The sequence below is a fragment of the Bacillus sp. OV322 genome (genome assembly GCF_900112495.1).
GTDB lineage: Bacteria > Bacillota > Bacilli > Bacillales > DSM-1321 > Peribacillus.
Genome location: NZ_FOMA01000001.1, coordinates 350,568 through 363,978 on the forward strand (window position 1 = coordinate 350,568; position 13,411 = coordinate 363,978).

The window sequence follows — 13,411 nt, forward strand, 5'->3', positions numbered from 1 at the left end:
TCACCGTATTGTATAGATATGTAAAGAGAGGATAGTTGATCCATGGCATTATTTGAGACCAATCAAAAAGCGAAGGCATTCATTATTACACTGGGCGGTTTTGCTGAAACAGATAAAGCTTCCAACTTTGTTGATTTATTAAAACAAGAAACTGCAAAATTGCATGTGAAAGATTTCACGTTAATTGTGGATTCATCCGAATTGAGGACGTTCAAGCACTCGATACTGCCTGTCTTGGAGCAAAGCTATGCTTTGTATATGAGTCTGGGCTTCAAAAAAATACTAATGGTAAAGCCGTCACATGTAACACCGCGTTTGCAGCTGAAAAGAATAGCCAAGAATACAGGGTTTACCGGCCAATTTGTGGATAGCCGGCAGGATGCATTAAGCCTTTCCGTGAGCCAGTAAACGAGACACCTTTCAAGCGGCTGAATACGGCCAATCTCAAACAATCACTTAATAAATAAAGGAGAGCAAATATAATGTCAGCCAGCATCGTACTGAAGGAAGTATCTGTATACCACCCCAAAAAAGCTGTAAATAATCAATATTATATCAATCATTTTAACAAGCAGGGTTCCGATATTACCCGTTTGCTGGATGCTCTTGGCAGAGAAAATAGATTTGTGGCAGATGATTCTGAAAATGCATTAACGATGGCGGTTGAAGCGTCTAAAATAGTCCTTGAAAAAGCGGGTATGACCGGACAGGACATGGACATGATTGTTTTTGTTTCTGGTACACCTGAGTACCTGTGGCCGCCGAATTCAGTTGCGGTCCATCATGCGATTGGCGGAAAAAGAGAAGCGGTTGTGTATGACATGAATACAGCATGTGTCGGCATGATCACTGCGGCAGAGCAGGTGAGCCGGAATATGTTATCAAGCCCCCACATACAGCGTGCATTGATTGTCGGCTCTGAACTGATGCACAGATACAGCAGGCGTGAAGAAGCAGTTACATATGCAAGCTTTGGAGATGGTGCCAGTGCTATCATCTTAGAAAAAAACGAAAATAGCAAAAGCGGCTTTATAGATTCGGTTTTTAGTGTAAATACAGAGTCGCTTGAGCGGATTGTATTTCCCGCCTGTGGGATATCTAACATGTATGATGAACAGACAAGTGATTTTGAAAAAAGGGTTCAATGGGAAAATGTCAACAATGACCGGGCATTTGAATCCACCTTGGAGCTTATCGGCACTTTATTAGATAGAAACCATTTAAAAGCTGCAGATATTTCTGTCTACTGCTTATCCCAGCTTTCCCGGAAGAATATCTATAAAATACAGGAAGCACTGAATGAAAGTATAGAAAAATTTCCTATAACAGGGACTGAATATGGCTATACTGGCGCTCCCAGCCCCTTCATGGCTTTTGAACGTGCCATAAGCAATGGCGGGATTCAAAGGGGAGATTATGTCATTTTCTGGTCAGTTGGCGCAGGCTCCGTATCTTGCGCATTATTGTTTAAATATTAAGGAGTGAAAAAATTGGCAGGCAAAAAAACAGCGAAAATAGCGGAAGCAAGCCCGTATAAAATAATCATGATGCCTTCAGTTATTTTAGGGATTTGTATACTTCTCAGCACATTATTCAAAAACCGGCATATTGAAATAACCCTATTAATAATCAGTGCAGCAGCTATCATTGGGCTGGGCACCTGGATATCTGTAATCCTGGCAAACAACCTGAATAAAGTGAAAGAATATGCAAAAGCACTGGAAGCAGGGAATTTAACAGGAGTCACAGATACGGAAGGCTATGATGGTTCTTTGATTCGTTCCCTGCATGATGCAGGAAATACAGTCAGGCATTTTATAGCTGATCTGAAAAAAAGAATTGAACATGCAGATGGTAATTCTGATGAACTGACTGCAATCATGACAGAGCTCATATATATTATGCAGGATATTAAAGAAACCACGAAGGAAATGACAGAGGGTTCAATCGAATTAAGTGCAGCCACTCAGCAATTAGGGGCTTCTGCGGAAAGTATTGAATCATCAACCAAACAATTAGCTGTAAAAGCAAACGAAGGGGGAAGCATAGCTGAGGAAATCAAATCAAGAGCATCCCAGGTAAGAGAAGATGCCAAAAACTCTGCCCTTGCTTCCTACAATATTTATACAAGTCATGAAGATAAAATAACAAAGGCAATAAATGAAGTGAAAGTTGTGGAAGAAATAAAAATTCTGGCAGATACCATTGGCAGCATTGCCGGACAGACCAATTTGCTGGCTTTGAATGCTTCCATCGAGGCAGCAAGAGCAGGAGATGCCGGTAAGGGATTTTCTGTAGTAGCGGAAGAAATACGCAAGCTCGCTGAACAGTCCACTAAATCAGTGGAAAACATCCGCAATGTGACTGGACAGGTGCAGACAGCATTTACAAATCTCACCATCAATGCAAAAGACATTTTGGAGTATATGGATAAAAAGGTAAAACCGGATCTTGAAAAAATGGTTCACATCGGCGTTCAATATGAAAAAGACGCAGAATATATAAGCCAGATGTCTAATGGAATTGCTCAATCTTCAGACGAAATGGCGAATGCCATACAAGAAGTAAACTCGGCCATTCAAATGGTATCCTCCACCTCCCAGCAAGCAGCATCAGGTGCCGAAGAAATCCTTGAGAACGTGTCAGAAGTTTCACTGGCCATCAAAGAAGCACAAGAAAATGCAAAAAACCAGCAGGGAAGCATTGAGCAGATTCAAAAGCTTTCACAGAGCTTTACCGTATAAGCTGAACGGAAAAATGGGTATTTGTGAACATTGCCGATTTTGGGATTTCCTAAACATTCATAAAGCCGTACTTATTCACATTTTTTGAGAATAAGTATGGCTTTTTTCATGTCTATCCTTTAACGCGAAGTGGTATGGGGGATTCCTGTAAGGACTATTAGTACGCTGTCATTATGAGAACTTGCAGAGGGTAATATCCATTTTATGGTATAGTTTAGTGTAAGTAGTTTGTTAAACAAACAAGGCAATTTAGTTAGATGAATAGTAAGATGACCACCCAATATATCAATGAAGTAAGAGTGGAGGTATGGACAATGAGACAGATTATTGCCTTGGGCGGCGGGGGTTTTTCTATGGAGCCGGAAAACCTTTTACTTGATAGGTACATAGTAGCTCAAGTGAAGCAAAACTCACCTAAGGTATGCTTTGTTCCAACAGCTAGTGGAGATCAAACAAATTATATTGAGAGATTTTATAAAGCTTTTAAAAATCTTCCTTGCCAGCCATCCCACTTATCTTTATTTGAGCCGGAATTTACCGATTTAGAAAACTATGTTCTTGAGCAAGATGTCATTTATGTCGGCGGCGGAAATACGAGAAATATGCTTGTACTATGGAAAGAATGGGAATTAGATACGATTTTGAAAAAGGCATATGAAAATGGAGTTATTCTTGCAGGATTAAGTGCTGGTTCCATTTGCTGGTTCGAAGAAGGATTAACGGACCCTCTGAATGCCCCTTTGTATAAATTGGATGGGTTAGGGCTTTTAAAGGGCAGCAATTGTCCCCATTATGACGGAGAAAGCAAAAGAAAGCCTTCCTATCACCAATTAATCTTAGAAGGCAAAATAAAAGGGGGCTATGGGGCTGATGACGGTGCGGCTCTTCACTTTAAAAATGAAACCTTATCTGCTTCTGTAAGTTCCGGGCCGAAATCAAAAACATACTTTGTTAATTGTATAGATAGTGAAATTATTGAAAGGGAGCTGGAGACCCATTACTTGGGGACATGATTAGAGGTGCAATTAACAAAAAGGGCGTGGAAGTCTGCAATCTCAGTAATACTTTCATTCTGGTAACTCATGATCCCCTTAATAAGATCTTTTTTATATGATTTATTAATGCATATTGGCCTCCTGGCTCTCATAGATACACGTAAGAAAGCTGACGCTGAAAAAAGACATAGATATGGTATGCGATGAACACTTCCCTTTTTTGAGGAGAGGTGTTTTCTTTGTGACTATTTACCTGTTTTGGACAATTGAAAAGAAGTCAAATTTCCTATTAATTTAAACAACTATGTACCCTATAATGTAAAATATGGAAATGATTGAATGTGCTGTTATTCTATTAAGATAGGATAACCGTTTAGGTATGTTCAATTATTCAGGGATCAATGGGAGAAGATTTTTAGAATGTCGGCCATTATTTATAAGATTTGAGCAATATGGTATGTAATGGGAGCTGGAGATAAAGCTTAAGCGTTTAAGTGTAAACAGTCAGCTGTTAAAAAAAATTTAGAAATTTTAACACTGCATGCTCCGGCAATACTAACCGTTTTCACAAGTCATGGAGGTGGAAGTATAGCATTATTGGCCAAAGGCGATATGCTATCGTCCCAAAAAAACGAGGATACAAAAGCAGATGCTGATTTAATGCAGCACCAGAACGAGGGGATAATCAGGAAATAAACAGGGAAGGGCCTGATACAATGGCAAATGCCAAAATTTATGAACATAGTACACTGATAGCGGCCATGAAGGAACGCGCCAAGCAATATGAAGAACTTGAAAAGCAAATCACCGCGCTCAAAAAAGAATTTGAAGCCATTGTCAACATGGATGATGAGCTTCAGGGAAATGGCGCAAAATCGATTAAGGGATTTTATGGGGCGCAAGGAGATCTTGCGGATGCCTGGCTGGGGCTGATAAAGGCCAACATCGCCTTTTTCAAAGGAGTCAGCGACTCTGCCGAGGATGTCAAGCTCTCAGGAGACACCGTCGTCATGGAACCTTTTCTAGAGGACGAGGTTTCAAACGGACTGAAAAAGTCAAAGGAAATCGTAACGGCCCAGCAGGACGATTTGAAGAAGATTTTTCAGACAATAGATGATATTCTATCTTTACAGGTATTTTCAAAAGAAACCTTTGAAGATGAAATTGATAAAGCGGATAAAAAAAGAGACAACACCATTAAAGCGGTCAATAAGTTCGATGCCAATCTGCTGACTGAATATGGGGTTTCCGAGCAGCAGGAAAACTACCTGATTAGACTTCTGGGCACCATCATGAACTCAAGCAGTCAAGGCGGCAAGATCTCGCCCATGTACTTTGACAGCAAGGCCTATAAAAACAATGACGTGTACAAGCAGATGGATGATGTGAGAAAAGCGAACAGCGATTATCTGACATTTAAAAAGGACCAGGCTAAGGCCAGGAAACAGGCAAAAGAGCTCCAGGAACAGGAGAATCGCCCATGGTATGAAAAAGCCTGGGACACAACAAAGACCTTTACCGGCGAAATAACCGGATATTACGATTTTATCAGGGCGACAGAAGGCGTCGATCCTGTTACACATGAGAAACTGACCACGGCGCAGCGTGCTGCGGCCGCGGCCATGGCGGCAGCCGGATTCATCCCTGTAGTAGGCTGGGCAGGCCGTGCAGCAAAGGGCGGAGTGGCCATCTACAGAACGGCCAAAGTCCTGAACGCCGCCGATCATGCCCTGGATGCCTATAAAACCACCAAAGGCTTCGCGGCGCTCCAGAAGACTGAAAAAGGGCTCTATGGGATCACCGCAGCGAACGGCATGGCAGAGGGTATCACAGGAAGAGACTTTCAAGGAAACAAGCTGACAGAAGAACAAAAGCAGCAAAGCCTGATTCAGGCATTCAGCATACTCGGACTTGGGGCAGCAAGCAAATTCATTGGCGGAAAGCCAGCAAATATCCCGTTCAACACCTACAGCAAACAATACGCCCAAGCCACAGCAAAAAATGCCCAAAACATACTCCGGGAAATCGGCAAACAATTCGGCAAAGTCGATGTCCCAGTGGGCGCAAAAGTACTGAAAATGGCAGGCAACGGTCCTATTCAGCCTAAAGTCCTTGTGGTCGAAACCAAAACCCTTAGTGAAGTGAAACAGGGTCTGGGGGAGAAGCTTGCGAAGAAGAAGGAACAAAAGCAGGTTAATAAGGAGTTAAGTGGTGGTAGAGATAATGGTATTACAAAAGATGAATATAAGAATTTGAGGAAAAAGACACCAAGTAACGATATACGTAAAATGGTTAATCCAGAAGGTCCTAAAGTAGATCCAGTGTACGGGTATGAGGTTGATAAGTTTGAAGCAGATCATATTGTTTCGATGAAAGAAATAACTGAAATGGATGGATTTGGTATATTAACCAGAGAACAACAAATAGAAATTTTAAATCTAAAAGATAATTTTGTTGGTCTTGGAAAATCTTCGAATGCATCTAAGGGGGCTCATAGTTGGGCTGATTGGAAAGGACATTCTAAGATGGGAGAGGTTCCTGTAAATGTTAGAATGGAAATGCTAGAAAAAGAGAAACATGCTAAAGAAGCTCTAAAAGTAGCTATAGAAGAGAGGTTGAAAAAATGAAGAAATTTGAAAAGGTTTTAATGGATAAAACCATTATAGTAAGTGCCGAAAAAGAATTAGAACCTCAAATTGAAAGTTTGTTCGCTATATTAGAAAAGGTAGACCGTAATAAATTAATTCATGGATTCTCTTTACAAGTTGGTTGGTCAGTCTATTATTTACATGAGAGAGAAACCGGGAATTTTATATTGACTACTCCTGATTACACTAGAAATCCATTTGAAGATATAACAGAAGATTTAACTTTAGCATTATGGGTACAACTTGAACAAGGACATTTTTTAAGAAAGATGAATGTTAATGGTTTATCAATAAAATTTAGTGATAAAATCATACTTTCTAAAGGTGTACTAGAACTAGAAAAAATATTTTTACAAAGAAATGGAGATGTTGAAAAAGGAGACTCAGGTTGGTATATAGGTCCTGTAGAGGATGATAATACTACCGATTTTTATGCTCTTTATGCTTATCAGCTTCTAAAAATTAAACCAGAAATCATTCAAGTTCTTGCTTTACCAAATGACTATATGGTTGTTTTTGAAGGTAAAGAAATAAAAGCAGTGCTAAACGAAAATGATGTAGATGTTTATATAGGCTCTAAATAGATTTTAATTTTATTTGCAGAAATATCAAATTATACAACTTAACTTTACAGAAATTAGAACATTGAATATGGCACTTGAATGTCTACTTTAGGCAACAAGTGCTTTTTGTTTTTGGGAAAGAACTTTATGTTGCTACCGCTTAATATTTGAGATTTATTTACTAATGACGGTTTTATAATACTAGCTATCATTATTGCAGTTTTTTTAATTGAATTCAGTATGAAAAAGTCTAGGACATAGCGAAGACCTTTACCGGGGAAATCACCGGATATTACGACTACATCAGGGCGACAGAAGGCGTCTATCCTGTTACACATGAAAAACTGACCGCAGCCCAGCGTGCCGCAGCCGGATTCATCCCAATAGTAGGCTGGGCCGGCCGGGCAACAAAAGGCGGAGTGGCGATCTACAGAACGGCCAAAGTCCTTAATGCCGCCGATCATGCCCTGGATGCCTATAAAACCACCAAAGGCTTCGCCGCTCTCCAGAAAACTGAAAAAGGCCTCTATGCGCTCGCCGCCGCCAATGGTTTGGGGGAAGGCATCACAGGAAGAGACTTCCTAGGAAACAAGCTGACAGAAGAACAAAAGCAGCAAAGCTTGATTCAGGCATTCAGCATACTCGGACTTGGGGCAGCAAGCAAATTCATCGGCGGAAAGCCAGCAAACATTCCATTTAACACCTACAGCAAACAATACGCCCAAGCCACAGCGAAAAATGCCCAAAACACACTCCGGGAAATCGGCAAACAAATCGGCAAAGTCGATGTCCCAGTCGGTGCAAAAGTACTGAAAATGGCAGGGAACGGTCCTATCCAACCCAAAGTCTTAGCCGTTGAAACCAAAACCCTCAGCGAAGTGAAGCAGGGTCTTGGGGAGAAGCATGCGAAGAAGAAGGAACAGAAGCAGGTTAATAAAGAGTTGAGTGGTGGTAGTAAGGGTACGGGTAAAATTGATTATAGTGACATCAGAGCTTATCGTTATATTGATATCGAAAAAGTACCGATAGAATATAGAGCGGATCCTAGACTTGTCTCTGAAATGAACTATAAAGGAAAGAAAAAAAGTGGAGCAAATGCAGCAGGATGGGAAAGGAGTGCCTCTAAGCATTTTAATGAATTATTAGACAAGCACCCTGAATTTTTTAGTGAAGCAAATATTGAGAGAATTGAAAACGGATTAGTTCCTGTAGTAGATGATCACTTTATTGAGCATTTTCCTCAATATAAAGATTGCAAGGATGATAAATTGATACATCATCATATAGGTGGTGGAGGTCAAGCTGCTGCTGTGCCACAATCATTGCATAAGGGCTTTGGGGGCATACACAATTTTGAGAAAGAACACAAAATTAGAGACAACGACCCTTTGACTAAGATTGGGGAGGTATTTACGTCTCAAAAGAAGCCGTAAATACTAATATAAACATGAATGAATTGAAAATTAATGATATATAGTGGAGGTATAAAAAATGATTTCACCACAAGATTTTTTAGACGATTGGAATAAAGACCTATATGGTTTGATCAATTATGATGAAAAAATAATTAAATCATTTACCTTATCTCAAGAAACTAAAGATTTTTTAATTGAAGCAGGTTTTCCTGAGTCTGCTCCTCCGTTTCTAACATTTGAATCTGCAGTTAACGGTGGTGGAGAAAAATTAATTAAGAGAAATAATAAATTAAGCAAGATGTATGACAAGTTTATATATTTTGGATTTACTGGTAGCGGATATCCAATATGTATTGATGAATCCAACTCAGAGCTCGTATATATAGATTATGATAATGAGAATAAGGTTGTACTAATAAATTCTACGATAACAAAATTTGCGGAAGCTTTACTTGTCTACGTAGATTTTATAAAGAAAGTAAAAGCTGTAAATGGAAGAAGAGCGTATCTCGAGAAAAATGCAACTAAAGATTTGTTAGAGTGGATTTCTGGGGCACTTCAAAAAATCGATGCTATCTCGTTAACTGAAGGGGCTTTTTGGGAAGAAGAGCTTAGTAGTTTTGGCGAATAGACTATATAGAGTGAAAGTGAAAATGCAGTCGGGTTTATTATTATGATATTCAAATTGCGATTTATCCTAAAGAATTTTCATGAAAAATAGAAGAGAATTAAAATTATAAATATTACATGGAGTTACTCGTTGATAAAAACATAATAAAACTCACACCTAGATTGGCTTTATGCCTTTTAAGGTTTTTTACTTTAATTTGATATTTAAATGGGACAATAAGAAATTGATGGTAAATGGTATAGAGAAGTTTTCATAAATTAAACTTAGGAGTGAAAAGTTGCATGAAAAAATTTGAAGATCAGTTTAGCGAATTGCAAGCGGATATGATTTCAATCTGTATGGAATTTGTTGAAGACCGAGCAGATAAAGTGTATGTGTATGCTTCATGTGAAAAGCCAGTTTTTTTATTTAATTAATAATATGTATGTCGAGCCCCATAAAGTGAATGATGCCCTGGAGTATGGAGAAGAACCATATGATGCATCTTCAGAACGTGGGTTTATGGTTTTAGATATTTTAAATAAAGATATTGAACAGTTAAAGGTATTATGTGAAGAGTACGTTCGAGACATGCCAACCGAAATGAAATTAATTTATGATGTTAAAACAGGCCACTTTAAAGCTGAGTACAAATATGATTTAGTGTATCTAAATGATGAGTATAAAGTAGCTAGTGACATTGCTGTTGAGTGGTTTGTGGCAGTGAAAAATAATAATCTTTAATTTTGTATGTATAGTTCCCTGAATGATACATGATACTTGGGCATCGCAAGACTGAAAGTAGACAGAAGAAATTTAGATTCGCTCAAGGGTTCAGTGTTTTATATACACTGAACCCTTTTTCCTTCTAAAGAGGTTAAAAGAGTTCGAAAGCTTAGTAATGCAACTACGGAATCACTCATATAGCTCAACAAACCGCTCGAGAAGAAGCATTTTCTGATAAGATTGCAGAACTTATGGCTCACGGAAAATCGTTTGATGAAGCAGAAAAAGAATCTACAGAATGGCTGAATACACAAGCAGCACTTCATAATCCAGATCAAATTGCAGGTGGAAAACCAGATAAAATTGGTGGAATGGGTCATAAGGGCATTAATTCTTCAATTGGTTCCCAATGGAGATATAGAATTGATGTGGTTGATGAACAAATAAGGGAAATGGCAAAAAATATGACACCTGAGCAATTAATAAACACTTATTTGAATGTAAAACTGACACACTAAGGAGAATTATTTATGGAATATTAATGAATTTGATATGGCTATCAAAAAATTAGGGCTCAATCCAAAAGAGGTGGAAGGAACTTTAGTAGTTCATCAGTCAAACCCAAGAGGTGTATGCTCGATTTGTACTCAAGGTATGACTAATCCGAATAAAGAGGCAGGAATATTTATGAAGTTAACAAAAAAATCCTAATTTAACAATTAAAGTTACAACTGAAGTCAAAGATGGCATAAGGGTTTCGGGAAAGGAAAATTTTATTTTACGAAATGGAAAATTAGTTGAGTAAATGAGGGATATATTATGATAGATATTTTTGAAAAATTGGAATCGGATAGACAAGTTGCATTTTTGTTAGGGCTAAGTGAAACAGTTGTTGATTTGTTAATTTCTTCTTCAGCATATAAGGATATAAATAGCGCTCTGAAAGTTTGCTGGGAGTGGCTAGAAAATAAGCGATATTCTGGAGATGAAATCTATTACTTATTAGACGATGGGACGGAATTCACGGGGTTATTTATGCAAATGCAGGATGAGAATGATCCATTAAAAGAATTAGTTTGGGGTTGCATTGTAGATGCAATATCTTTTTCTAATTGGAGAGCTTATCAGTTTGATAATGAAGAATATTTACCTGCACCAATAGAAAATGTAGACGAAAGTATATTACAGCAGTTTCTAGATGGTTTTTATGACATAAAATTGATAAATAAAATAGTGGCTAAAGAGTTCATGAATTATTTAATGGATAGCAATAATTCCTTAAAGAAAGACGATATTATCAACTTTTTAAAAGGGTTGCAATAAAATTCAAACACACTTGACTGTCAATTGAAGGTAACAAGTGTTTTTTTGTACATAACACCATGCAGAAGTTTTTCAAATGAGAAAGACAAACAACCAAAATACTATGACCAAATAAAAGGAGAAATTCTTTGGGCGCCTAATGATTGATTTGTTTCGGGAACTCAAAAACCTCGAAGCATTACATACTGGAATGAGATTAGATGATAGACGATAAAGCCCGGTAAACCAAGGTCGAACTTTACTCCGCCTGTGCAGGAGCCAATGATTTCGTGATTAAAGAGAGCAATAAAGACACAAATGTATTGCCATTTTCCATTGACTCTTACATAGGTTAAGTCGCTTACCACGAACGGAAGCTCTTCTGCCTGGTTGTCAAGGGCGGAAGGGCCATGCAGAGGAAGGAGTTCTGAATGAATTTGATACAGCAGTAATAAAAGCAGGTATAAAACCAGAAGACGTAGCAGGAACATTAAAACTACATCAATCAAATCCTTCAGGTGTATGTAGAAAGTGTTATCAGGGTTTAGCGAACGATAAAGTCCCGCCAGGTGTGTTTAAGCAATTAAGCGCAATTAAGTATAAAATACCCTAATCTAAAATTGAAGTTACATCAGAAGTTGATGAAAGTATTAAAGAAACAGGTAGGCTTTTACGATTAAAAGTGGAAAATATATAGATTAAATGGAGGTTAATTATGGCTAATACTAACTTTAGTAGCTTAACACAAGATGGTAAAGTGATATTTTTTCTTGGACTTTCAGAATGGATTTTGCCAGTGTTTTCTAAAGAAGAAGATCAAATTATAGCCCGGGAAGTTATAAGTAAATGCTGGGAGTGGTTAAAAGGAAAAGAAAATATAGGAGATATTCTTTACGAACTATTAGATGATGAGGAAAATGGTATAACAATAATTCAAGAAATGTCAGATAATGAAACAGATATCACAGGTTGGAATTGTATTATTGATGCAGTTGCTTATACCAGTAGAAAAGCATTTGATAGAGAAGGTGTAATATATTATCCAGAACCAATTGCTTTAGTAGATGATACAGTAGTAGACCATTTCATGGATTGTTTTGAAAAGTGTATTGAGAACTCAGACATTTATATTCAAAGAATAAATACTTTATTGAATGATTATAAAAATGGGGATATTGAAGCTGACTTGCGGACAGAAGTTTTAAGGAAATTATAAATACAAGTTAACTATTATTCTATTATTTTGTGACCTTTGTTGTGTTGAGGTATCTAATTATAAAAGGCTGTTTACTATTTTGAGTGTTGAAGAATTCACTATAATGCAACGAAAAGACTTGATATCTTTTTAGGTAACAAGTGTTTTGTTTTCTAATAAAGTACTGCTTCCGTTTCAAATGGTAACTACAAGTAAAATACAGAATATGAACTTGGACGTATAGTCAATGTTGAGGCTCCTGAACTTATATTAAAAAGGCTGACAGAAACAAATATCCACAAGCAAATGTAGGAGATAAAGATAGATTACCAGATGATGATGGTGGTCATTTAATAGGTACACAATTTAATGGCCCTGGAGATATTGATAATCTTGTACCCAAAAATAGTCAAATAAACAGGAGGGGTGGAGTTTGGAGTGGCGGATGCATTAAAATAGGTGCCTCCTAAGAAAGTATCTGTTAACTTTGAAACCATTTAATTCTAATAATTCTATGCGGCAGGATTCTTTTATGGTTGAATACGAAATTGATGGCAAATTACCGATAATTCGTGAAGTTGCAAATAATCCTGGAGGTTGAAACTAATGAGTTTTGAAATAAAATTAAATAGGTTATATCATAAAATTGCTCAACAGATTAGTGATATGATTCCAACTGAATGGGATAGTTTTAGTTTTAATGGAGAAGTTATGGAGGAATCAGGAGGGGTTTTCTTCTTTTTTAAGCCTAAAAATGAAGAACAATATATTTATTCTCACTATATTCCTAAATTATATAGTGTAGATAAGCGAGCTTACAATAATGAACTGCATAGATTATTTGAATTAGCCATTGAACTCCAAAAAGTTTTTATTCAAAACGATCAAGAACCATGGTTTTCTGTTACATTGTTGAAGATAAACGTAAATTGACCGTGAATTTCGATTACACTAATTGGCATAATAGCGAGTTTGGCCCATCAGCTAGAATTGAATATTTTGAGTACAAGTACTTAAACAAAAATAATGAACAGCTAGATTTAGATTTAATGGATAGAATGAAGAAATATGAAGAAAAATTACCATAAAACACTTGATTGCCGTTTGGGGCTTCAAGTGTTTTTTTAAAAAGAAAATGACAATGTAAAAAAACAAGAGTTATGTATTAATAATGACTAAGTTGGCAAAAAATTAAGGTTAAATAGTAACAGAT

14 protein-coding genes and 3 pseudogenes are annotated in these 13,411 nt (G+C 37.4%); 16 read left to right on the forward strand and 1 reads right to left on the reverse strand.

Annotation, left to right across the window (positions count from 1 at the left end; all coding sequences use genetic code 11):
- The first annotated feature begins 42 nt into the window (after positions 1-42).
- From BM126_RS01745 to BM126_RS01795, 13 genes and pseudogenes are all read left to right on the forward strand, one after another.
- The gene (locus BM126_RS01745; protein ID WP_090987614.1) at positions 43-408 is read left to right on the forward strand and encodes a hypothetical protein; all 366 of its coding nucleotides are present in this window, start codon (positions 43-45) and stop codon (positions 406-408) included.
- A 74-nt stretch (positions 409-482) separates the two neighbouring features.
- Positions 483-1,478 carry a 3-oxoacyl-[acyl-carrier-protein] synthase III C-terminal domain-containing protein gene (locus BM126_RS01750; RefSeq protein WP_090987616.1) on the forward strand — a complete coding sequence of 332 codons (996 nt, stop codon included), beginning with the start codon at positions 483-485 and terminating at the stop codon, positions 1,476-1,478.
- Positions 1,479-1,931: 453 nt separating this feature from the next.
- A complete protein-coding gene (locus BM126_RS23210; protein WP_371261399.1) occupies positions 1,932-2,744 on the forward strand; it encodes a methyl-accepting chemotaxis protein in 813 nt (270 codons plus the stop codon).
- A gap of 314 nt (positions 2,745-3,058) precedes the next feature.
- A complete protein-coding gene (locus tag BM126_RS01760; protein ID WP_090987620.1) occupies positions 3,059-3,757 on the forward strand; it encodes a Type 1 glutamine amidotransferase-like domain-containing protein in 699 nt (232 codons plus the stop codon).
- Positions 3,758-4,455: 698 nt separating this feature from the next.
- Positions 4,456-6,366 (forward strand): ribonuclease YeeF family protein, encoded by a 1,911-nt coding sequence (locus BM126_RS01765; RefSeq protein ID WP_090987622.1) that lies wholly within the window; start codon positions 4,456-4,458, stop codon positions 6,364-6,366.
- The gene (locus BM126_RS01770; protein WP_090987624.1) at positions 6,363-6,971 is read left to right on the forward strand and encodes an immunity protein Imm33 domain-containing protein; all 609 of its coding nucleotides are present in this window, start codon (positions 6,363-6,365) and stop codon (positions 6,969-6,971) included. Before BM126_RS01765 ends, BM126_RS01770 begins: the two co-directional genes overlap by 4 nt.
- A 236-nt stretch (positions 6,972-7,207) precedes the next feature.
- Positions 7,208-7,354 (forward strand): annotated as a pseudogene (locus tag BM126_RS23125) (pre-toxin TG domain-containing protein); the annotation flags it as partial.
- Positions 7,355-7,369: 15 nt separating this feature from the next.
- Positions 7,370-8,383, forward strand: a complete 1,014-nt coding sequence (locus tag BM126_RS23130; protein WP_090987626.1) for a hypothetical protein — start codon at positions 7,370-7,372, stop codon at positions 8,381-8,383.
- 58 nt (positions 8,384-8,441) lie between these two features.
- Positions 8,442-8,996, forward strand: coding sequence for an SUKH-4 family immunity protein (locus tag BM126_RS01780; RefSeq protein ID WP_090987628.1), 555 nt, complete (start codon positions 8,442-8,444; stop codon positions 8,994-8,996).
- 281 nt (positions 8,997-9,277) lie between these two features.
- A pseudogene (locus BM126_RS01785) lies at positions 9,278-9,719 on the forward strand (DUF600 domain-containing protein).
- Between the two features lie 179 nt (positions 9,720-9,898).
- On the forward strand, positions 9,899-10,219 hold the full coding sequence (locus BM126_RS01790) for a polymorphic toxin type 15 domain-containing protein (protein WP_256212972.1): 321 nt from the start codon (positions 9,899-9,901) through the stop codon (positions 10,217-10,219).
- 34 nt (positions 10,220-10,253) lie between these two features.
- A complete protein-coding gene (locus BM126_RS22115; RefSeq protein WP_177201273.1) occupies positions 10,254-10,412 on the forward strand; it encodes a hypothetical protein in 159 nt (52 codons plus the stop codon).
- A gap of 108 nt (positions 10,413-10,520) precedes the next feature.
- Positions 10,521-11,024, forward strand: coding sequence for an Imm6 family immunity protein (locus BM126_RS01795; RefSeq protein ID WP_090987631.1), 504 nt, complete (start codon positions 10,521-10,523; stop codon positions 11,022-11,024).
- 161 nt (positions 11,025-11,185) lie between these two features.
- Here BM126_RS01795 and BM126_RS01800 read toward each other — a convergent pair whose 3' ends face one another.
- Complete coding sequence (locus tag BM126_RS01800; protein ID WP_141770018.1) at positions 11,186-11,494, reverse strand: hypothetical protein; 309 nt, start codon at positions 11,492-11,494, stop codon at positions 11,186-11,188.
- A 224-nt stretch (positions 11,495-11,718) separates the two neighbouring features.
- Between BM126_RS01800 and BM126_RS01810 the strand changes: the two genes are divergently transcribed.
- From BM126_RS01810 to BM126_RS01820, 3 genes and pseudogenes are all read left to right on the forward strand, one after another.
- Positions 11,719-12,219 (forward strand): Imm6 family immunity protein, encoded by a 501-nt coding sequence (locus BM126_RS01810; protein WP_090987635.1) that lies wholly within the window; start codon positions 11,719-11,721, stop codon positions 12,217-12,219.
- Positions 12,220-12,467: 248 nt separating this feature from the next.
- On the forward strand, positions 12,468-12,668 hold the full coding sequence (locus tag BM126_RS23215; RefSeq protein ID WP_371261400.1) for a DNA/RNA non-specific endonuclease: 201 nt from the start codon (positions 12,468-12,470) through the stop codon (positions 12,666-12,668).
- A gap of 196 nt (positions 12,669-12,864) precedes the next feature.
- Positions 12,865-13,286: pseudogene (locus BM126_RS01820) on the forward strand (immunity protein YezG family protein).
- Positions 13,287-13,411 lie beyond the last annotated feature (125 nt).